This window comes from Micromonospora fiedleri (assembly GCF_016774385.1).
Lineage (GTDB): Bacteria > Actinomycetota > Actinomycetes > Mycobacteriales > Micromonosporaceae > Micromonospora > Micromonospora gifhornensis.
This window is the reverse complement of sequence record NZ_JAETXL010000020.1, coordinates 30,041-51,892: the sequence shown is the minus strand read 5'-3', so window position 1 is coordinate 51,892 and position 21,852 is coordinate 30,041. Positions and strand designations below refer to the sequence as shown.

Here is a 21,852-nt window from a genome sequence, read left to right as displayed (position 1 = left end):
GCCAACAGCGACGATGACGGCGTGCACCACGCCGTACAGGCAGGCGTGGGCGGCGGACAGTGCCTGGTTGACGGGGTCGCTGCTGGTAAAGTCGTCTGGGTTGTACTCACGGTTGCTCCAGTTCACACCGGTCCGCTTGGCGTGCTCGCGGTAGCTGCGACGTACTCGGGCTCCCTCTTTGCCGCGGAGCTGCTGCATGGTGAGGGCGGTGGTGTCTTCGCCCGGAAAGCGCATCCGATACATCTCCCGGGCTACCTGGAGCCGCCGATCGCGGTGCGTGACGGCGGTGGCCTGGGCGACAAGGAGACGGCTGGATCGGGCGAGTGGACGTCCGTGCGCGTAGTAGCGCACGCCGTGTTCGCCGACCCAGACCACGGTGGCGCCGTTGTCGGCGAGCAGCATCATCGCCTGCTGGGTGATGCTGGTGCCCGGTCCGAGCAGGAGCACGCCGACCGTGGCGGCCGGGATGTGGATGATGCCCTTGTCGTCGGTTGTGGTGATCGCGTTGCTGTCGCGGTGGATGACGCAGCGTTCGAGGTAGATGAAGCTGAGCCGATCCTGTACGCGGTTGAGATCGGCCAGTTCCGCCGGTGGGACGCCGGGGATCTTCACCGGTTGCCTTGGACGGGAGCGAGGGTGAGAAGGCCGCAGCCGTACGCTTTGGCGTGGCCGATTCCGCCGGTCAACGCACGCCGCAAGGTGTGGGCGTCGGTGACGTGGAGGATGCCGTCGTAGGTGGCCGTGGTGAGGGTGACGGTTCCCATGCCACGTTTGAATGACTGCGTCTGGCGCCGGTGCAGGCGAAGGTTGGGGCGGCCGTCCTGTTGGGTCGCCAAGGTAAAGCCGTGTCGCTCGGCCCGGGCGAGCAGCCATGCGATTTGTTCGTGCTCGCGGAGGTAGCCGAAGCGCTGCGTCTCCTTCGCCTCGGCGGTCTTTCGCCCGCTGTGGGTCGGGTTGGCGGTGAGCCGGAACGCCCACTCTTGGCCCGCTCGTAGCGAGGCGAGCAAGCCGTCGTACTCCCGGGTCGTCCAGGCTTCCTCGCTGGTGGGCCAGCCGGCCTGCTCGACCAGGTGGGTGAGGTCGGGTCGTCCGGGACTGGCTATGTAGAGGTGAACGGTGGCCGTGGCCGGGGTGTCGAGGCGCCACAGCGTACGAACTCCGGGGCGCTCGTAGTCGGCGGCGTCGGGGAACGCGGCGCGGACGGCCGCGTGCATGGCGTGTGGCGAGGAGACCAGTTTGCGCGCGTTGCGGCGGGCGGCGTTGATCTGGAACCGGGTGAGGAACATGGTCAGCCTCCCAGCAGGCTCAGCGGGTCGTGCTCGGCGACACCGGCCCGCTCGGCGAGGTCATTGGTGACGTCGGCGTGGCGGCGCACCACGGACCGCCAGGTGTGCTGCCGATGCGCGGGGTCGAAGCTGACCGGCTCGTCAGGAACGGTCTCGGTGACCGGCTCGCCTTGACGCGCGTCCCGGATGATCTCCAACCGGACGGTGCGGGCTGCCTTCTTGCGGTGCCAGTCGGCGGCGAGCCAGGGCCATTGGCTCAGCGCGTCGTCGAGGGTGTCGTCGTGCACGCCGAGGCTGATCGGGCCGACCGGTGGGCAGGATCGACGGCCGAGGTAGAGGGGGAACTGGGGCCGGTCCAGTGCCTCGGCCAGGCCGGTCAGGAGGGTCCGGTCGCCGCTGACGGCGGCGAGGAAGACCGCATCGGAGAGGTAGAAGCGGTAGGTCAGTGGTGCGCTGCGGCGGCCGTCGAGGGATCGGGCCGTTTGGAAGTCGCGCAGGATCTGGCCGGGCTGGTCCAGGCGTACGCCGAATTGGAGGCCGAGCAGGTCGGTGAGCGGTTCGGTGCGTCGCATGCCCTTGGCGGCGGCGAGCAGTCCGATGACGCCGCTCTTGGTCGGTGCGACCTCGGTGCCCCGTCGGGCGAAGCGGCTGGACGAGCCCCAGGATTGCAGTGGGCCGGCCAGTTTCAGCAGCAGCACACTCACGCCGGCTGCCCGAGTGCCACGGTGACCTGCTCCCCCACGCCGGTGACGAGTTCGCTGAAGGTGACCGCCTTGCCCAGGTCAGTGAGTACCGCGGTCCGCTCGCCGACCTGGGTGACCCAGCTGCCGATGGGCCGCTCGCCGTAGGCGCTTTCGACCGCCACGGTGTGCTTCGCCAGCGCCTCGGCGGCCAGTTCGATGCGTCCGGCGGCGTGGGTCTCCCGGATGGGTGTCTCGAAGGCGCCGACGAGGTTGATCGGCTGGGTGTCGCGCAGCCGCACCAGCACGGCGTCCGGAAGGGTGCGGTGGGCGAAGGTGTTCTGCTTGCCGGTCGGCATGCTGCGCGTGAACGCGCTCAGGAACGCTTCGACGGCCGCCCGGGTGGCGGCGGCGTCGCCGAGCGTACGGTACAGGGCGTCGACATCGATGGTGGCGTACCGGTACAGGGTGGACGAGTTGAACTCGATGGTGCCGATCATGCCGGCCCCCGTTTCGGCGGCGTCGGCCTTGCGGTCGTCGACGGCGGTGAAGTAGTCGAACTCGTTGTCGACGGCATGGACGCTGATGGCGTGGGAGACCTGGCAGGCGGCGTCGACGTTGATGTCGGTCATGTCGGCGACCATCCGGCCGAACATCGCGATGTCGACGGAGTGCTCGGAGGCGACCAGCGCCTTGAAGCGGGCCTTGTCGAGGGTGCCCCCGGCCCGCGCTGCCTCCAGTGCAGCGGCGGCGAGATTGTCCAGCTGCCGGTGGCTCAGGAACAGCAGGTAGCCGGACTCGACGTCCTTCGTCTCGCCCTTTTTCTTGTCGACCTTGGCCAGCCCACCAGCCACGAAGGTGTCGGCCGCTAGCGTGGACGCGGCCTCCTCGGACATGCTCGGGTCGAGTGCCCGGATCCGCGCGGCGAGGGACTCTCCCACACGCTTGGTCCGCTCGCCCAGCTGAGAACGATCGAGCAGGTCGACGAAGGCCAGCCGGATGGCCCGCTTCCACGCCTGGCTGGACACCCGCGCCCGACGCACACCTCCGTAGACGGCGGTCTTCGGCGAGCCGGTGTCGTCGCGGTTGAGGTTGCTCGGCGGTACGGTCTGCAGGGCGTAGACGTCGATGATGGTGCGGCTCATGACGGGTCCTCCTCGGGGTTGTCGGTGACAGGAGCGTCAGCGTCGGTGCTGGGTCGGCTGCGGAAGTACTCCCGACCCCAGATCGCCTGGATTGTGGGGCGGCGGCCAGGGATGCGGAGGGTCTGAAGATCGTCGGCGAGCAGGCCGTAGTCGAGTGGGATCTGGTGCTCGCGCAGCATCGTGATCAGGCTGCGCAGGTGGTAGATGCTTTCGTGGTAGGTGCTGGCGGTGCCGAGCGCGGCGAACCGACGCCGTACCCCGTCCGGTCCGGTCGATCTGCGGACCAGCTCGGCCATGGCCTGGCCCAGCCCGCGTCCGTCGGCGTGCATCCGTTCCCGGCGGGACTGCTGGTGCAACGCGTACAGGGTCACCGCGTCGTGGGCGGCCTGTTCGGCGTCTGTCGGCTCGGTGTCGTCGGCCGGGCGGCGGCCCAGCAGATGCTCCGGGACCTGCACGTACCGCTCCAGGCTGAAGTCGAAGCCGGGGGTCCGGCCGATACCGCGCCGCAGCCGCGCGAGGGCGCTGACCGCCTCGGGTTGCGGCACGGTGCTCAACACCCGCGCCTGGAGGCGTCCGATGGTCCTGGCGACATGTTCGCCGAGTTCGCGGCGACGTCGGTGCCGCGTCTTCTGGGCCGGGCCCGCCGGATCGGCCTCCACTGCGGTGGTCATGCTGGTTGCTCCTGTCTCTGCTGCGGGGACTCGACCCCCATCGGCAACGCCTTGGCCAGACCGGAGCGGAACCACGCCTCGGCCTGCGAGCTGGAGTAGTGGACATCCCGGCCGGCGCGATCCTTGCCGGCGCGGCCGACCCAGGCCGTCGGGCCTGCCGCTTCCACCAGCCCGGCGCCGAGCCGGCTGATGGCCCGCCAGACCAGCCGCTGCCACTGACCCCGCTCGGCGGCTGGGTCGCTGTCCGGACCCAGGCGTGCCAGCCAGTCGCGGAACTGGCGGTCCAGCAGGGCGTACGCGCGCTCGGCGGCGCGGTCAGCGGCGCCGCTGTCGGTGTCCCGGCTTCCGGCGGCGCGGGCCAGGTTGTCGGCGAGCCTGCGCAGCACCGTCACCGCGGCCTCGGCGTCGCCGGCCGCGTCGACGGCGGTCGCGCGCAGGGCGGAGTCTGCCACCAGCAGCAGCACGTTCATGGTCAGCGCGTCGCTGAACACCTCGTCGACGACCGACTGCTTGGCGCCGTAGGTGATGCTCACGGCACGGGTGCGGGTCTGGAAGTCCGTGCCGACGACGCCGGTGACGGTGAGCCGGGCCAGCCACTGCACCACCATCGGCGCAAGCCGCTGCGGCGGCTCGCCGCCGGGCGGTGGCGGCGCCGGCAGGAGGGTTTGCAGCCCTCGCCACAGGGCCCGGCCGTGGTCGTGCGGTCGGGGCAGGTAGATCGGGGTGCGTTTCTGCTCGCGTTCGCGGGGTGCGCTGCGGCCCCACACACTCATGGGTTCCAGCAGGTGCCGGTCCTGCCAGTCGAGCCGGTCGCCGTTGGCGATCAATGCTCCGGTGATGCCGTCGGCATCACCGAACAGCCGGATCCGGCGGGACTGCCAGGTGTAGAGGCTGAGCAGTCCGTACGGGCCACGCGTCGAGGCGGGTTCCTCGGCTGCGGTGTGCGGCTCACGCTCCCACACCGGCAGGTCCCGATCGTCGGCTTCCCGCCAGGCGGGCGCGACAGGCACCAGGTTGAGCAGCAGGGTCTCCCACAGGTCAGCGCCTTCGAGGTGGATGCCACCCAACCATCCGACGGACCCCGCGCCGATCGGATAGCCCTTGCCGTTCTTGGCCTGCGGGTCACCGACCGCTCCGGTCTTGATGCCGGAGCTGTCGTACGCCTGGCAGTGCACCAACCAGCGGGCCGCCTCCGCCGGGCTGATCGACTCCATGCCGCGCCCGGCGCGGGTGGTCAGGAACGGCATCCCGTTCGGTACGTCGGCGATCAACCGTTCCAGGCCGTACGTGTTCTCCTTCGCCGCCCGCAGGTCGGCCACCTGGTAGAACGGGTGCTGCGGATGCAGCAGGTCGAACCGATCCCGGAACACGTCGAGATATTCGGCGATGTCGTCGCTGGGCAGCCGACGGGCCTGCCACAGCGTGCGCCAGGCGGCTTCCGCCGCAGGACCGTTCGTGGTGCGGTGCAGGACCGCCAACGCGAGTCGCAGGATCGCGAAGCTCTGCGTGGGCAGCTCGCACGCGATCATGCGCAGGTCGCCGGCCTGCTCGAATAGGCCGAGCAGCGACACCTCGCGGCGCGTGCCCGCGACGTCCAGCACGGGAATCCACGCCTGGTCAACCAGCGAGAACCCGGTGGGCTGTGGGGCTGGGGTCACCGTGTCACCTCCTTCTCGAATTCGATGGGATTCAGGGCGTGGCGTGGGTGGTGCGCAACCCTTCGTCCGGGTCGTAGTGCAGGTCGAAGCCGGCGACCGAGGCGGTCCCGTCGGTGTTGATGTCGAGTACCAGTTCCCCGGCCAGCCACGGACTGTCCTGCCAGGCCCGGAGGTCGTGTCGCTGTTCCAACTCGGCGATGACCTCGTCGACCACGTCGGTGGCAGTCATCGCCCGCGGCAACGGTAGGGTGCAGCGCGCGATCATCCGAGGCAGTGACCGTCGGGGAGGGCTGCTGGTCGGCACGGATACCCCGCCCCCGTCGATCCACGGGGGGAGGATCAGGCCCTGCGGGCTGCGGACCAGGAGTAGGACTTCGAGGGAATCGGCGTCGGTGTCGCGAACGTGGCCCTGCGCCACACGCTCCTCGGCGTCGCCGACGCCGCCGGAGAGCCAGCCGATCAGGGGTACGCCTGGTTCGGCGACGCCGGCCAGGCGGAAGCTGTCGGCCTTCGACTCCTTGCTGGCGATCTCGTCGCGTTGTTTCGTCTCCGCTTCGACGATGCTGGGCTGCCAGGACTCGGGGCCGACCGGCGCGTCGCCGTAGGCGGTCTGGGTGATCGGCGAGATGTCGTGCGGCAGCCGCACCGGCGTGCCGTCCAAGTGCGGCAGGAGCACGGCGGCGCTGCGCAGCAGGGTGGCCGGCTGGTACACGCGTCGTGATCCGGTGACCGGCTGGGGTGGTTCGACGCTCCAGTCGGCACCGGTGATCCAGCAGGTCGCCTCGGTGAGCCGGGCGGGTCGGTCGGCGCGGGGGTGGCGGTGCAGCCGTCCGATACGTTGCAACACCAGGTCGACCGGAGCCAGGTCGGTGACGAGCAGGTCGAAGTCGATGTCCAGGGACTGCTCGGCGACCTGGCTGGCCACCACCACATGCCGGTGAGGGCGGTTGTTGCTGCCCGGTGGGCCGAAGGTGTCGCGCAGCCAGCGGTCCTTGGCGGCGCGGTCGACGGCCATGAAGCGGGAGTGCGCCACCGACACGGGTGTGTTCGGCCCGAGGGCCGCGCGGAGCACGGCAGCGGTCTCCTGGACCCGGGCCACGGTGTTGCGGACGACGAGGGCGCAGCCGCCCTCAGCGAGCCGGTCCCGCAGCAGATCCACAAGTGCGGGCAGGTCGTCGGGCAGCCGTCGCAGCGTGACGTCGATCCCGCGACCGGAGTCGCCGCAGCTGATGGCGGTGGCGCCACGCTGGTCCGTGGAGACGGTGACCAGGGGATATCGCAGGTCGCTGCGCAGGGCAGCGTACGGGTCGACCTGTGGTCTGCCTCGGTCGCGCCAGGTCAGCGGCGGCGGGGGGCCGAGGCGACCGTCGTCGTACGCCTTCATCAACTCGGCCCGCCGGTGTGCCGGCAACGTCGCCGAGAGGACCACCACGGGTACGCCGTAGGCGCCGAGCCATTCCAGTGCCCGGTCGAGGAACCGGCCCATGTAGACGTCGTAGGCGTGTGCCTCGTCGATGACGACGACCTTGCCGGCCAGGCCGAGGTGCCGCAGCACCAGGTGCTTGCTGCGCAGCGCGGCGAACAGCAGTTGGTCGATGGTGCCGACGACGAAGCTGGACAGCATCGTCCGTTTGGTGCCGGCAAGCCAGCGGTGCACGCCGATGTCGGCACCTCCGGCGTCCTCGCCGATGCCGCTGGGCAGCGAGGTTGTCCGCAGGTGGTCGTAGTCGGGGTTGAGGGCGGCCTTGCCGTGGGCCAGGCGCACGTCACGGTCGCCTCGGCCGACCTGTGTGTCGGGCAGCCGACGCAGCCAGGACAGCATCCGGCCGAACATGGCGTCGCTGGTGGCTCGGGTGGGCAGGGCCAGGTAGCAGCCGGATGCGCCGGTACGCCGGGCCAGGATCTCCACCGCAGCCAGGGCTGCCTCTGTCTTGCCCTCCCCCATGGCCGCCTCGACGATCATCATCCCGGGCGTGGGCATGGTCTCGGCCAGGTCGACGACGGTGCGCTGCACCGGACGTGGTGTCGCTCCCGTGGGCAGCGCGAATCGTGCCCTGAACAGCTCGTCCACGTTGGCTGGTGGAGCGGTGGGTCGCCAGGGCACGGGCAGGTCCACCAACTCCCACCCGGTTCGTAGCCGATCCTCGTCGCTGCCTGTCAGCAGGTACGGGAAGTAGTTCTCGTTGCTGGCGATCCAGTCGGCGACGATGACCAGGCCGGTGAGCAGAGCCTGCACCGGTTGTGACAGGGCGACGCCGTTCCAGTCGGCGAGTCGGTCGCCGGCGCGGGACCGTTGCGTCATCCAGGTCAACAGTTCGTGCTGCACGTGCTGCCAGGCGGGGCCGCCGAGCAGGTGGGGACGCACCCGCACGTCACGCAGGCCCATGTCGGTCGGCGGAACGCCGTGGTGTCCGCCGACGACGACGGCGAACGGGTGCGGGTCGGTCCAGTCCTGCTGGTGCAGCCAGTCGGCCAACAGCACGTGCCCGGCGGTGGCGTGCGGGGCGTACCTGCGGTCAGCCTTGATCAGATCCCGCTGGTAGCCAAGGCCGTGGTCGCGCATCCGCTCCGCGAGGTTGTACGCCTGATAGGCGAAGGCGGGGGTGGCCTTGCCGATGTCGTGGATGCCGGCGAGCCAGACGAGCAGGGTGCGGGCGTCGGCTTCTGCGCCGGGCAACTCGTCGGCGATGCGGTGCCGGGCGGCGCGGCCCAGCCAGTGATCCCACAGTTGTCCGGCCACGTCGGCGGTGTCGGCCAGGTGCCGCCACAGCGGCAGCCACCCCACCGGTGAGGTTCCCCGGCGGTCGGTCTTACCCCAGACTGCGCGTGCCGCCACGCCCAGCGTTGGGGCATCGGCGCTGACACGGGCGTTCATCGGACCACCGGCAGCAGCGGGCTCGGGGTGCCGCTGTGGGACAGGTAGAGCACGTCCCGGGCCCGGGTCAGCGCGACGAACAGTAGGCAGCGCTCACGTTGGAGATCCTGCCGGTGTGCGTGTGGATCCTCGGCCGCCGAGGTGAGCGCGTGTGGTGCCGGGAGCACGCCCGCGTCGAGCCCGACGACCGCGAGGCACTGGAACTCCAGTCCTTTCATCCGGTGCATGGTGGCTACCCGCACGCCGTCGGTGCCGCGTTTGTCGTCGGCGACGGGGATGTGGGCATCGTTGAGGATCCGACCGACGGCCTTGACCAGTTGACCGGTGCGGACGGCCACTCCGACCGCGTGCGGTTCCACGCCCTGGTCCAGCCAGGTGCCGACCCGTTCGATCAGCGCCTCGCACTCGCCGTCGCGGCTGACGTGCGCGGCCAGCTCGGGTATCCCGCCCCGGGTGACCGAGCGGTATCCCCGCAGCGTGTCGTCCTGCCCGTCGAGCCCGACCGTGGCGTCACCGCCGAGGACCTTGACCGACAGGTCGAGGATCTCGTGGGTGGTGCGGTAGTTGACGCTGAGCCGGCGGGTGCGGCCCCGAACCTCGATGCCGAGTTGGGCCAGTGACACGTGGCTGTCGTAGATGCGCTGGTACGGATCGGCAAGCAGGAACATGTCGTTGGGGCCGGGTGCGACCAACGCCCGCAGCAGGCGCCACTGTGCCGGGTGCAGATCCTGCCCTTCATCGACGATGACGTGCCGATACGGTGCTGGTACGCGGCGGGCGATGGCGGCGGCGTCGTCGGCGAGTTGGGTGTGGGTGCGTAGCCGCCGCTTGGCCAGCGCCCCGGTCACCGTCTCGATCACGGTCCACACCTGGTCGCGATGCGCGGCGCGCAGGCCGGCGCCGCGACCCCGGCGGGTGGCCTCGCGGTACGCCTCGCGGGTGGTCAGCTGTTGGGCCAGCACCACCTGCTCCCACTCGTGCCGCAGGAAGGCGGGGCTGTAGGTGGTGACCTGGCCGGCGCGGTTGAGGTAAGTCGGGCCTGCCTTCGCGGCGGACTCCCACAGCTGGTCGACGATCTCACCGTCGGCGACGGTGACGCGGCCGTTGCCTCGGGTGACGATCTCGTAGGCGAGCTTGTCGACGCTGATCACGTCGATGCGCGCCCGCACCGCCGGGTCGCTGGTGAGCCGGTAGAGCTGTCGAGCGAGAGCCTCAGCAAGAGCGCGAGTGAACGTGGTCAGCAGCACCTTCTCGCCATCGGGCAGCCGCTCGGCGAGGAACACCGCCCGGTGCAGGCCAGTGACGGTCTTGCCGGTGCCGGCGCTGCCGGTGACGAGTGCGGGTCCGCTGTAGGTGTCGCGGTAGGCGACGTCCCGCTGGGTCGGGTGCAGGAAGGTGCGCCACACGTCGAACGGGTGGGCGAGGATGGCCGCGAGTTCCACCGGGCCTGAGACGAAAGCGATCCGCTCGGGGGTGCGTCGCGGCGGTCAGCAGGTCGCCGGTGTCCACCCCGGACACCGTCCGGTCGGCCAGTTCCGCCCAGACCTCCTCCACGGACAGCCCGCTGGCCAGGCCCAGCAGCACGTCGAGTTGGCTCTCCGGTAGGTGCCCGGCCAGGCTTTCGAGTTGCTTGTCGGTGGCGATGACGCGCAGTAGCGGCAGCAGATCCTCATCCACCCCGAGCCTGGTGAAGTCGGCGACCGAGACGTGGGTGAACAGTCCGGCGCTCGCCGGTGGCGCTTCGGCACGGGAGAACTCCTCGATGCCGGCCTGGTCCCGCATCTCCAGCACACCGAGGGCCTGGTTGACGGTGAAACGGCGGCTCACCGCGAAGGCGATAGCGTCGTCGTGGGGCAGGACGTCAAGCAGGGCGTACCTGTCTTCTCCGAGAGCGAGCACCACGCCGCGGTAGAACTGGTCGATCCGGATGGTGCGGATGTTCGGGTCCCGTGCGCCGGTCAGCTTCTCCAGGTGTAGGCCCGCGTGCGTGTGTTCGGCGAACTTGCCGATGGCGGCGTCGACGGCGCGCTGCACCCGGCGTTGCAGCCGGGCGTAGGTGGGTAGGAAGTCCCGGCCGATGGCCAACTCAGCCATACATCCCCCGATGACGGGCACCTGGGCGCAGCCAGGAGCGAGACGGACGGAACTGTCACGCGCCGGACAGGGCCGGCGGTCTGATTCACGCAGCATGGACGGCGGGCACGAACGATTCCCGCTCCGTATCGAGCCCCATCATGCACCTTGTGAACCATGCTTGCAAGCATCCGTCCGTTGTCGATGTTCACCGAAGCGGCTGCGGCGCGCCGGTCGGGTGTTCCTGACCGTGACCAAAACGGCCGCTATGCTGGGCGGCGTGGTGCCCGGCACGAGCCTCAAGGACCGCTATCGGCTGGCCCGGTCTCCGTTGGCGCACAAGGGGATGAGTGAAGTCTGGCCCGCGCACGACGCACTGCTCGACCGGCCCGTCATCGTAAAGTTCGTCGCTGTCACGGAACTGGATCTGGTACGCCGCTTCCGCCGCGAGGCACTGCTCACCGCCCGCCTCGACCATCCCGGCGTGCCCGCCGTCTACGATCTCGGCGAGCACGCCGGCCACCCATACCTGGTCCTTCAGCAGATCAACGGCATCGCCCTGTCGGACCTGGTCGCTGAACACGGTCCACTCCCGATCGGCTGGGTGGCCGCCATCGGAGCCCAGATCAGCAGCGTCCTGCTCGCTGCCCAGCGACTCGGGCTCGTGCACCGCGACATCAAGCCCAGCAACGCCATGCTGGAGCCGAGCGGCGCGGTCAAGGTGCTCGACTTCGGGCTGGCCGTCACGCCCGACGACGACCGCTACTCGCGGATCACCCAGAGCGGGCAGGCGCTCGGCACATTCGGCTACATGGCGCCGGAGCAGATCCTCGGCCAGCGGATCGACCACCGCGCCGACCTGTACGGGTTGGGAGCGACCCTGTTTGACCTACTCACCGGCACCGCGCCCTTCGACGGCCTGACGACCATGACCACCGTGCGGCAGCAGATGGGCGCCACCCCACCACGGCCCGCCACGCTGCGACCGGAGACCCCGTCCGTGCTCGACGACCTGGTGCACGCGCTGCTGGCGTCCGCCCCCGACAGCCGGCCGGACAGCGCCGCCGACGTCTACCGCGTGCTGGCACCGCTGGCTGAGAATCTGCCACCGATTCCCGGCGTACTGGACGATTCCGTCACCGCGGTCCAGGCGTACGCCGCGATCGTCGGACGCATACCGCCGCAACCAGGCCCCACCATCGCACCCGCTGCCGCACCGTCCGCCCTCGACCTGGGGCAGGCCGTGCGACAGGCGGAGCAGATGCAGGCCGCAGGCGAGTTCCGCGCCGCCGCCCGGCAGTGGCGGCGACTCGCCGAGCACCGGGCACGACAGCACGGCGACGAAGATCCGCAGGTGTTCGACCTTCGACTGCGCGCCGCGCGTACCCATGTGGCGCTCGGCGAGCATCCCCGGGCGTTACGACTACTCACGGCTCTGCTGCAGGACCGGGAGCGGGTCGACGGGCCGGAGCATCCCGCCGTGCGGGAGCTACGCGAGGAGATCTCTCGGCTCAGCACGGAGCCGGCCGGCGCGCCTGCGCTCCCGCAGCAATTCGTACCAGACGCGGATCGCTGAATAACCGGGGTAGCAGCACCGCCTTCTGCTCGGCGAACCGGCGACCCCCGTAGCGGAAGATCTGGGCGCAGTTCTGCCCACGCGTCTCGGTCGTCATCGCACGCACCGCCAGTGGGGAGTACATCGTGCTGTGCTTTAGCCAGGCCGCCTCCTCGCCGTGCCGGTCGAACCCCCGGCCGCTCGCCGCATGCCCGAACACGTCGTGGACAGCGCGGAACATGTCATTCTCCCCGTCGCTGAGGTACGGATGGGGGTTGCCGCTCGCCGCGCTGGCCCACACCTTCAGCCGGCGTTGCCGCACGTCATCGATCATCGACTCGACGTCGGCATACGGATCCTCGTCAACGATGCACACTGTCACGCCCAGGCCGCCGAACTCTGCCCGCCCGACCAGGAAGTGATACTGCTGGACGGTCTCCCGGCAGAACGCCGCGTAGGCGGCGTACGCCTGCTCGTCACGATGCGGTGCCGCCACGTACGCGTCGGCGATCGCAGCGCCGAGAACGGGGTCAAGGCGCACTCGCGCGTACGCATGGAAGGCAACCGTGCCGGTGGCGCCGGAAGCGTAGCGCCGCGCGCCGCGACAGACGTGCGCGACCGGCGGAAAGCACGGGGACGCAACGGGTGACGGCGCTGCTTCGAACAAGGGTGTTCATGGTCCTCCTCAGATCGACGGGATCGAATCAGTCGGTGCTGGTCAGCGCGGTGTCGCTCCTTCCCCCACCGACGGCGAGTGCGCCTCCGCACGCGCAGCGATGTACTGCTCGCGACGGAGCAGATCACCGAGCATCCGGATTTCGGAGGCGCGACGTGCCTGACAGAGCTGGGCGATCTTTCCGACCGTGGTGCTGCGCCCACGACGTGGCATGGAACCTCCCAAGGATTGTGAATCAAACGACCGAGACTGTATCGCCTGTGAATCGCGTACACAATGCAGTTAGCCATGTTAGTGTTCACGCGTGACGAGAAAGTCGACGCTGGCCCCGAGCGAGACCACCTTGACCGCCAGCGGCATCGCCCGACTGGCCAAGGTCGGCCGGGCTGCGGTGAGCAACTGGCGACGCCGCTACGCCGACTTCCCGACTCCCGTCGGTGGTAGCCCCGCGAGCCCGTTCTTCGACGCACGGGAGGTCGAGGACTGGCTGCGCCGACACGGCAGGCTGCACCAGGCCAGCACCGACGAGTGGGCCTGGCGGCACGTCGAGAGCTACCAACCAGCAGCGCAGATCAGCGACGTGCTCGGCATCGCCGGCGCACTTCTGCTTGTCCGCGCCGACCAAGCCCCGGCCACCGGCACCGGCCTACCGACACCAAGACAGCTCGTCGCCCAGCTACGCACCCTCGACCCCGACCTGTCCCGGATGGTCGACGCCCTGCTGCCGAAGCAGTGGACCGCGCAGCTCAGCACCCTGCTGGGCACCGTCGACCAACTCGCAGCGGAACAGGGCGCCGAGTCGGCCTTCGAATACCTGCACAACCGCTACGTCTCCTCGGCCCATTCCATGTCCGGCCTGGCCGGGACACCGGACACCGTCGCCGAGGTGATGCTGGCCCTCGCCGAAAGCGGCGCGAACATCTTCGACTTCACGAGCGGCACCGGGTCGATCCTGCGGATTGCCGCCGACAAGGCCTTGACGCGAGGTACGGCCACCCGCTGCTACGCCCAGGAGATCAGCCCGCAGTACGCCCTGATCACCCTGCTGCGGCTGTGGCTGCTGCACCTGCGCGCCCGACGCAGCATGGACAACGCCGAGCCGCCGGTCGTGCGCGTCGGCGACAGCCTGCTCGCCGACGCGCTGCCCGACCTACGCGCCGACGTCGTCGTGGCGAACTTCCCCTTCGGCATCCACGACTGGGGACACGACCGCCTCGCCTACGACCCCCGCTGGACCTACGGTCTGCCCCCACGCACCGAACCCGAACTCGCCTGGGTGCAACATGCCCTCGCCCACCTCGCACCCAGCGGCACCGCCGTCGTGCTCATGCCACCAGCAGCCGCGTCCCGCCCCGCCGGCCGTCGCGTCCGCACCGAACTTATCCGCCGCGGCGCGCTACGAGCCGTCGTCGCCTTACCCGCCGGACTGATGCCGCCCACCGCCATCGGGCTGCACATCTGGGTGCTCACCCAACCCGACCCAGACCAGCCACCCCCCGGCGACATCCTCGTAGTCGATACCACCACCACCGACCGGCCGCTGACCGAAACCGTACGCGCCGCCTGGAGCGCCTACCGGTCACACGAATACGCCGAACTGCCTGGCGTCCATCGCACCGTGCCCCTGATCGACATCCTCGACGACCAGGTCGACCTCACCCCACAACGCCACCTTCCGCACGCCAACGACCCCGCCACCGACCCGGCACAGATCATCGCCAAAATCGGCGAATTCGACCACCTGCTCGACCATCTGCGGCGCGGCCTGCCAGCGGTACAACCGGCGCCAGACGGACCGCTACGCGGCGCCCCGCAGGCCGACGTCGCCGACCTTATTCGGTCGGGCAGCATCACCGTGCACCGCGCCCCCACCCGCAGCCGGTCGACGGGTGCCACCGTCACCGGCATCGTATTGACCGCCGCCGACGTCATCTCCGGCGGCCCGGCCACCGGCACGGCGACCCGCACCGCAGGCGACGAGCCGGGACCTGAGGTACGCCACGGCGACATCCTCGTCCCCGCCATCGGCCGCAGGATCAGCGCATGGGTAGCCACCCCGGAACAGGTCAGCGCCGAACTCGGACCCGGCATCCAACTCATTCGCATCGACACCACCCGCTTCGACCCGTGGTTCATCGCCGGCGTCATCTCCCGCAGCGACAACCGGCGAATCGCCGGACGCGCCTCCAGCACCGGCAACGGGGCTATACGCATCGACGTCCGGCGGCTGTCCATCCCGGTCGTGGCGCTCGAACAGCAGCACGCGTACGGACACGCCTTCCGCCAACTCATCGAATTCCGCACCACCCTGGAACGAGCATCAGCGACCGGAGTCACACTCGCCCACGAGATCAGCAACGCGCTGACATCAGGCACCCTTGGCCTCACATCCTGATCGACCCCCGATGAAGCTGGGCAGTTCGGCAGCCAGGAGCGACGACCAAACTGGTCGTCCAGAATCGAGCCGCCCGAATCTGCGGCCCTACCACCCGCGATTCGCCCGGTACGCTGCTCCCAGCCGCACATCAACAGGCACGCGCCGCCCTCGCAACACCAGTGTCGAAAGGGCCGATCTTGCGAACCAAAGTGAATGAAATCGGAGTGGTTGATCTATAACGCCGCAGGTCAAGAAGCCTGCTCCCCGCGCACGCGGGGGTGATCCCATGGTTCTGCGGCCGGGGGAGTCGGTGATCGTCTGCTCCCCGCGCACGCGGGGGTGATCCCACCCCACCCGCGCCACCGCCGCCCGTATCGACCTGCTCCCCGCGCACGCGGGGGTGATCCCTGACGGTCACACCACGTCTCAATCTCCCGTGACTGCTCCCCGCGCACGCGGGGGTGATCCCAGCTCGGCCGCGATCACCAGGCACGCCTCTTTCTGCTCCCCGCGCACGCGGGGGTGATCCCCCTCCGCCGCAGAACCCGCCTGGTGTGGTGGACTGCTCCCCGCGCACGCGGGGGTGATCCCTGGCTGTCGTAGGCGACATTCACCTCAGTCGACTGCTCCCCGCGCACGCGGGGGTGATCCCAAAGGAGCGGCCCCCCCGGAGACTCCGGGGGGCCTGCTCCCCGCGCACGCGGGGGTGATCCCTCGTCGGGTACTGCTCGACGCTTCGCAGTCCGCTGCTCCCCGCGCACGCGGGGGTGATCCCCACAGACGGGGCCGTCACCGACGTGAACCGGGCTGCTCCCCGCGCACGCGGGGGTGATCCCTCGTGTGGGCTGGGTGGTGTGACGGCGTGCTGCTGCTCCCCGCGCACGCGGGGGTGATCCCTGGTGCAACTGTTCGGCGACACGGGCTGGCTGCTGCTCCCCGCGCACGCGGGGGTGATCCCTGGTCCGACCTGGACACCAGCGCGGCCACGAACTGCTCCCCGCGCACGCGGGGGTGATCCGGTCCGGCCGACGTCGGGGTCGATCTCCTCGACCTGCTCCCCGCGCACGCGGGGGTGATCCCGTGGCCGCCGACCTGGACGTGCGGCTGGCGGCCTGCTCCCCGCGCACGCGGGGGTGATCCACGCCGCCGACCACTGGCCGCCGTCGCAGTAGCCCTGCTCCCCGCGCACGCGGGGGTGATCCCTCATCCAACCGCGCCTGGGTGGAGGCGACTACCTGCTCCCCGCGCACGCGGGGGTGATCCGCGGTAGAGGCGGGTACTCCGGCCGGTGTAACCCTGCTCCCCGCGCACGCGGGGGTGATCCAACTGACTCGCGGACGAAAAAGGAGCCCCGGCCGCCTGCTCCCCGCGCACGCGGGGGTGATCCCTGCACTCACCGTGTCTCCGCATACCTGCCCGGCTGCTCCCCGCGCACGCGGGGGTGATCCGGCGTCCCTGTTGAAGAAGTACGGCCCGTACTGCTGCTCCCCGCGCACGCGGGGGTGATCCGGCGGCGGCCTGTCCGGCATGGAGGCGACGTACCTGCTCCCCGCGCACGCGGGGGTGATCCCCAACATGGTCCACGTTCACTCCGTGGCCGTGCCTGCTCCCCGCGCACGCGGGGGTGATCCCGTGGCCGCGTACAAGCGACCCCAGCGCCATTGCTGCTCCCCGCGCACGCGGGGGTGATCCCATGGACCTCCAGTGGGGCGTCCGGAAGGTCCTCTGCTCCCCGCGCACGCGGGGGTGATCCCCTCCGCGGCGGCCAGCCATTCCGGGTGGGCGCCTGCTCCCCGCGCACGCGGGGGTGATCCGTCTCCGAAGTGATTCCCCGAAGTGACCCGTTGCTGCTCCCCGCGCACGCGGGGGTGATCCCATGGCGATCAGCTTCGCGGAGCAGATCAACAACTGCTCCCCGCGCACGCGGGGGTGATCCCCATCCGGATCACGCTGAGCACGCGCCCGGAGCCTGCTCCCCGCGCACGCGGGGGTGATCCCGACCCCGCGTCGGTAAACCAGTCGACGGCCGGCTGCTCCCCGCGCACGCGGGGGTGATCCCGTGCGGTTGCCGACCGCCCGGATCCGCCACCACTGCTCCCCGCGCACGCGGGGGTGATCCCTGATCGTGCAGTACGTAGTGGTGCTCATGAGCCTGCTCCCCGCGCACGCGGGGGTGATCCCTGCACGATCAGTCCCCGCTGGTGGGGTCGTAGCTGCTCCCCGCGCACGCGGGGGTGATCCCAAGGTGTCGAACCACCCGGTGTTCGACGTGATCTGCTCCCCGCGCACGCGGGGGTGATCCCCTGCGCGAGGAGATCGAGGATGCAGGCGGGGACTGCTCCCCGCGCACGCGGGGGTGATCCCCGGGAGCGCTGGTACACGCAGCGCACCCGCCCCTGCTCCCCGCGCACGCGGGGGTGATCCCCGATGTGACTCCGGCAGCAGCCGCCCCCGAATCTGCTCCCCGCGCACGCGGGGGTGATCCCCGCCCCCACCCTGTGATCGCGGGTAGGGGCTGCTGCTCCCCGCGCACGCGGGGGTGATCCCGTCGACCTTGAAGCCGTGCCGGCCGAGGCGCCCTGCTCCCCGCGCACGCGGGGGTGATCCCGCGCTACGCAGCACGTACATGGTGGGCGGAGACTGCTCCCCGCGCACGCGGGGGTGATCCCACGCTTTCCTGCCGCAGGGGGCTCCCACCTTGCTGCTCCCCGCGCACGCGGGGGTGATCCCCTACTCATCCAGCTGCGGGCCGGTGACCTGGCCTGCTCCCCGCGCACGCGGGGGTGATCCCTTGGGTGCCTGCGCGTCGATACGCCCGGCGGCCTGCTCCCCGCGCACGCGGGGGTGATCCGGTGCTGCCCGGTGTCGACCGGGGCGCGTTCCTCTGCTCCCCGCGCACGCGGGGGTGATCCCTGCACCGTCAGATCCGATTGGGTGAGCAGCTTCTGCTCCCCGCGCACGCGGGGGTGATCCCCCGATGGAGGCACAGCCGGTCATGGTCGGAAGCTGCTCCCCGCGCACGCGGGGGTGATCCCCGCCCGGTACAGGCCGTGGATGTCGACCAGGCCTGCTCCCCGCGCACGCGGGGGTGATCCGTAGACGCTGCGGCGGTACCGGTAGGGGGTGAGCTGCTCCCCGCGCACGCGGGGGTGATCCCGTTGCCGTCATGCAACGGCCGACGGACGTCAGCTGCTCCCCGCGCACGCGGGGGTGATCCCCTTCCCGGAGCTACCGCCGCCGAACCGGACTTCTGCTCCCCGCGCACGCGGGGGTGATCCCTCCGCAAGTGAGCCTGAGGAGGACTGGTGAAGCTGCTCCACGCGCACGCGGGGGTGATCCGAGCAGCGCGCAGGCGCTGCTGATCCTCTGGGGCTGCTCCCCGCGCACGCGGGGGTGATCCCAGCCCGGCGGACCCTGAGGTCTACGTCCGGGCTCTGCTCCCCGCGCACGCGGGGGTGATCCCGCGTCCAGATGCTCCCGGACCCGCTCCTCCCCCTGCTCCCCGCGCACGCGGGGGTGATCCCTCGCTGCGTCCTGCGGGCTACCGGCGATGCCCTGCTCCCCGCGCACGCGGGGGTGATCCCTTCCGCCAGCCGATGGTCGGGAACGGCCGATCCTGCTCCCCGCGCACGCGGGGGTGATCCCCGGGGGACGCCTCCGCCGCTTTCTCCGCTCTACTGCTCCCCGCGCACGCGGGGGTGATCCCAGGGCGTCGGAGTGAACGGCGACCCCGAAGCCCTGCTCCCCGCGCACGCGGGGGTGATCCCCCGCCTCGAACGGCGCGGTCGGCAGCGTGTCGCTGCTCCCCGCGCACGCGGGGGTGATCCCGCCTTGGGGACGATGACCACCGCCGTGCCTCCCTGCTCCCCGCGCACGCGGGGGTGATCCCGAGGGTCTTCTCCCACAGGCGGGCGAGCTTCCCTGCTCCCCGCGCACGCGGGGGTGATCCCTGCCCGGCCAAGGTGCTGCGGCTGCGCTCCGGCTGCTCCCCGCGCACGCGGGGGTGATCCCCCGTGGCCTTCGCGCGCCGCGCGGCTTCAATCCTGCTCCCCGCGCACGCGGGGGTGATCCCTGGCCCGCAGCCTGGAAGTGCTGCGGGATGACCTGCTCCCCGCGCACGCGGGGGTGATCCCTCGCGGCCCGCCAGATCCGGATCGTGCACCGACTGCTCCCCGCGCACGCGGGGGTGATCCCGCCTGCCGGAGCTGCGCGGTGTTCTCGGCCACCTGCTCCCCGCGCACGCGGGGTGGCGGCCACGCGCACTACCCGCATCCTCCTGGTGACCGACCGGCCATCATCTCAATCTGCCGACAGCCCGCCTTCGAGGAGTTGCCTAATCAGTGAGGCCGGGAGCTGCCCGCCGGCTGGCAGAGCGCCCGCGAGAGCCCGCTATGACCGATTCGGCGAGGTCGAGCGCGCGGAGCAGAGTTCTCAGCTGCGCCGTCGGCATGGTGCCGTGGTTCAAGCCGCATGCTGATACAAGCGCCTTGAGCTGGTTCGCCGGGTGGTGGCGGGTGGCCGCGAGGCAGGTGGGGCGAGTCAGCAGATCGCGTGCGGCGTACCCGTCGCCCGCAGCGTGGTGGATCAGTTCGACGGTAATCTGCTCGGCAGCTGGGTGATCTTGGCCGAGGGTGTCCAACAGGGTGAGGCCGAGCCGGGTGTGGAAGACAGTAAGTCCGGGCTTGGCGGGTCCGAGGGCGTGGTAGGCGGTCAGCGCCCTGGCCTCCTGGTCGTCTGCGAGGTTGGAGTTCGGCATCAGTAGGAGCAGGCAGGCGGTGACGGCGTCTTCCCAGGGTTCGCCGCGTTGGGTGGCGTCTAGCATCGCGCGTGCCTGCCGGTGGCGGCCTGCTACGGCGTGGGCGATGACCGCTATCTGCCTGCCGTCGAGCATGCGCTGGCCGACTCCTTTGTACTGGCTCAGGCGGTGGCCGGCTTCGTCCCATTGGCCTGCGGTGGCGAGGGCGTGGGCGCCGGTGCCGAGTAGGACGGTCCATAGCCATGTTCGTGTCTTGGTGTGGGCGCCGGGTGTGTCGGTGAGGCGGGCGGCGGGGATGGTGAGGCTGTCGATCAGAGTGTCGGTGCGGGTGTCGATTGCCTGGAAGAGGGTTTCGAGCAGGGTCCAGGCGGCGGGGCCGTCGCCTGCGCGGATGTGGAGGCGGGCGAGGTTCACGATGGGTTCGAGTGCGTGTTGGGGCTCGCTGTCGTGGGCGAGTGCGATGGTGGCGAGCCGGTGGCACCAGGCGCGGGCCAGATCGGGCAGGCCGCAGTCGGAGGCCAGGAGGGCGGCGAGGTTGAAGACTGCGGTCGCTGCGGCCACGTCGCGGTCCTTGCTGGCGAGGTGGGCGCGTTCTTGAAGATCGGCTACGCGCCGGGCCAGGGGCGTGCAGGCGGGCCGGGGCCGGGCGATCAACGGGAACCTGCCGGCAACTGCCGGGTCCATGAGTCACCACCCGGTGTGGGAACGCGCGGTGCCGGGTCCGGGCCGAAGATGATGGTTTTGGCGACAGGGGCGAGGGCCGCTTGATGGAGGCCGGGAATGCTGCGGCGGTTCCAGGCGAAGATCACATGGTGAGCGAATACCGCGCGGAGACCGCGCCGCAACCGTCCGGTTTGGTTGAGCCGGTTGAGGGTGTCGCCTGCGGCGGTATGCGCCTCGAACCACGTGCCGGCGGCGGCCATCGGCGTCCCCTCGCGGGTCAGGCTCGCCGGGTCCACGGTGAAGAGTCGCTGTAAGGACTGCTGCTGGGCGTCGATGAGCGCGGGCGGGGGTGAGGCCCGATGGTCCGCGACGCGTGCCCACACGTCGCCTTGTTCGTACCAGTCGAGGCCCGCCGCTCGCATCATCGCTGCGGTGAGCATGATCGATAGCTCGCGTTGGTGGGCGGCTAGCTGGGCGGTGCTACGGGCAAGTAGGCGGCGGCTGTCGTGGTGCCAGAGCCGGTGGGCGATGTCCATAGCCTCAGGGCCGCCGAAGGCGTGGGTTTCGGGTTCGTAGATGCCGGGGACGGCGGCGCGGATATGGCGGTCGTGCGTGAGCCGTTCCAGCTCGCTGGTCAGGTAGCGGTCGGCGTTGGTCGTGGTGTCGGTGGGGAGGTAGCGCAGCCGCCAGTTGTCTTTGCGTACGTAGAACCAGGTGGTGATGAGGTGGCGGGCTTCGGCTTTGGCCAGGATCGGCGCGAGATGCCTGCTGGCTGTCTGTTCTGCGGCATGGGGGTCAGGGAAGGTGATCGTGGTTTGTCGCCATTCGGGTGCTGTCATCAGTGCTCTCCTCGGTTAGGTGAGGGCGAGGAAGGCGTCCCAGCCGGTGGCCGGCCTGCCGGTGGTGGCGGTGTGGACGGCGAGTGCGGCTCCGGCGGCACCGTTCATCAGCTCCGGATCGCCGCAGGTGTCGGTGGCGAGCTGGCTGGAAAGCTCGGTGGCGAGGCCGGGAAGCTGGGCGGTGAGCTGGGCCGAGCGGTGCGGGTTGGTGCTGCCGGTGGCCATGCGGTAGGCGGATTGGAGGAGTCCGGCTTTGCTATGGCACAGACCGATGTCAGGAAGCCGGTCACGCTGGCTTTCGTCGGACAGTACGGCGAGCAGCGCTGTCTCCGCCTGCTCGTGGCGGGCCTCGTCATGTAGGGCGAGACCGGCGAGTTGTTGGGCGCGGGCGATGCCGGGGGTTCCGTAGCACCAGGAGGGCCGGTGTCGTCGTGGGGTGGCGTCGGGGGTGACGTAGCCGGGCCACCAGGTTCCGGCAGGGTCGTCGTGGCGGTGGTTGTCGGTCCAGTCGCACAGGGCGGTGAGGGCGGTGCGGGCTGCGGGGGTGTCGTAACCGTGGAGGATGGCGTAGGCGAGCAGGGCGATGACTGCGCTGATG

Annotated in this window: 14 protein-coding genes and 1 CRISPR repeat array; of the genes, 2 read left to right on the top strand and 12 right to left on the bottom strand. The window is 70.5% G+C overall.

All coding sequences use genetic code 11. From position 1 onward, the window contains the following. The 8 genes from cas1e to JMF97_RS30020 all read right to left on the bottom strand — a co-directional run. Positions 1-612 (bottom strand): type I-E CRISPR-associated endonuclease Cas1e (gene cas1e, locus JMF97_RS30055; RefSeq protein ID WP_203224598.1); only part of this gene is annotated, 612 nt, incomplete at its 3' end. Next, complete coding sequence (gene cas6e / locus JMF97_RS30050) at positions 609-1,286, bottom strand: type I-E CRISPR-associated protein Cas6/Cse3/CasE (RefSeq protein WP_203224597.1); 678 nt, start codon at positions 1,284-1,286, stop codon at positions 609-611. The genes cas6e and cas1e, both read right to left, overlap by 4 nt. 2 nt (positions 1,287-1,288) lie before the next feature. Continuing rightward, positions 1,289-1,990: a type I-E CRISPR-associated protein Cas5/CasD gene (gene cas5e / locus JMF97_RS30045; RefSeq protein ID WP_203224596.1), complete on the bottom strand. Its 702-nt coding sequence runs from the start codon at positions 1,988-1,990 to the stop codon at positions 1,289-1,291. Next, a complete protein-coding gene (gene cas7e / locus JMF97_RS30040; RefSeq protein ID WP_203224595.1) occupies positions 1,987-3,111 on the bottom strand; it encodes a type I-E CRISPR-associated protein Cas7/Cse4/CasC in 1,125 nt (374 codons plus the stop codon). Before cas7e ends, cas5e begins: the two co-directional genes overlap by 4 nt. Continuing rightward, on the bottom strand, positions 3,108-3,782 hold the full coding sequence (gene casB, locus JMF97_RS30035; RefSeq protein ID WP_203224594.1) for a type I-E CRISPR-associated protein Cse2/CasB: 675 nt from the start codon (positions 3,780-3,782) through the stop codon (positions 3,108-3,110). The genes cas7e and casB overlap by 4 nt, the downstream gene beginning before the upstream one ends. Then, positions 3,779-5,440: a type I-E CRISPR-associated protein Cse1/CasA gene (gene casA, locus JMF97_RS30030; RefSeq protein WP_203224593.1), complete on the bottom strand. Its 1,662-nt coding sequence runs from the start codon at positions 5,438-5,440 to the stop codon at positions 3,779-3,781. The genes casB and casA overlap by 4 nt, the downstream gene beginning before the upstream one ends. A gap of 31 nt (positions 5,441-5,471) precedes the next feature. Then, a complete protein-coding gene (locus tag JMF97_RS30025; protein ID WP_203224592.1) occupies positions 5,472-8,315 on the bottom strand; it encodes a CRISPR-associated endonuclease Cas3'' in 2,844 nt (947 codons plus the stop codon). Further along, positions 8,312-9,757, bottom strand: a complete 1,446-nt coding sequence (locus JMF97_RS30020) for a UvrD-helicase domain-containing protein (RefSeq protein ID WP_203224591.1) — start codon at positions 9,755-9,757, stop codon at positions 8,312-8,314. The genes JMF97_RS30025 and JMF97_RS30020 overlap by 4 nt, the downstream gene beginning before the upstream one ends. A 911-nt stretch (positions 9,758-10,668) precedes the next feature. Between JMF97_RS30020 and JMF97_RS30015 the strand changes: the two genes are divergently transcribed. After that, positions 10,669-11,964, top strand: coding sequence for a serine/threonine-protein kinase (locus JMF97_RS30015; RefSeq protein ID WP_307817142.1), 1,296 nt, complete (start codon positions 10,669-10,671; stop codon positions 11,962-11,964). On the opposite strand, the gene JMF97_RS30010 is transcribed toward JMF97_RS30015, so the two are convergent. Next, entirely contained in the window at positions 11,900-12,610 is a 711-nt protein-coding gene (locus JMF97_RS30010; RefSeq protein ID WP_233196960.1) for a hypothetical protein, read from the bottom strand. The genes JMF97_RS30015 and JMF97_RS30010 overlap by 65 nt on opposite strands. A 313-nt stretch (positions 12,611-12,923) precedes the next feature. Here JMF97_RS30010 and JMF97_RS30005 point away from each other — a divergent pair, with 313 nt between their 5' ends. Further along, positions 12,924-15,014, top strand: coding sequence for an HsdM family class I SAM-dependent methyltransferase (locus tag JMF97_RS30005; RefSeq protein WP_203224590.1), 2,091 nt, complete (start codon positions 12,924-12,926; stop codon positions 15,012-15,014). Between the two features lie 239 nt (positions 15,015-15,253). Beyond that, positions 15,254-19,251: direct repeats of the CRISPR family, unit length 29 nt; unit sequence CTGCTCCCCGCGCACGCGGGGGTGATCCC. Between the two features lie 78 nt (positions 19,252-19,329). On the opposite strand, the gene JMF97_RS30000 is transcribed toward JMF97_RS30005, so the two are convergent. From JMF97_RS30000 to JMF97_RS29990, 3 genes are all read right to left on the bottom strand, one after another. Continuing rightward, on the bottom strand, positions 19,330-20,313 hold the full coding sequence (locus JMF97_RS30000) for a hypothetical protein (RefSeq protein ID WP_203224589.1): 984 nt from the start codon (positions 20,311-20,313) through the stop codon (positions 19,330-19,332). An 89-nt stretch (positions 20,314-20,402) separates the two neighbouring features. Then, a complete protein-coding gene (locus JMF97_RS29995) occupies positions 20,403-21,254 on the bottom strand; it encodes a thiopeptide-type bacteriocin biosynthesis protein (RefSeq protein WP_203224588.1) in 852 nt (283 codons plus the stop codon). 15 nt (positions 21,255-21,269) lie between these two features. Further along, positions 21,270-21,851, bottom strand: a complete 582-nt coding sequence (locus tag JMF97_RS29990) for a lanthionine synthetase LanC family protein (RefSeq protein ID WP_203224605.1) — start codon at positions 21,849-21,851, stop codon at positions 21,270-21,272. Position 21,852 lies beyond the last annotated feature (1 nt).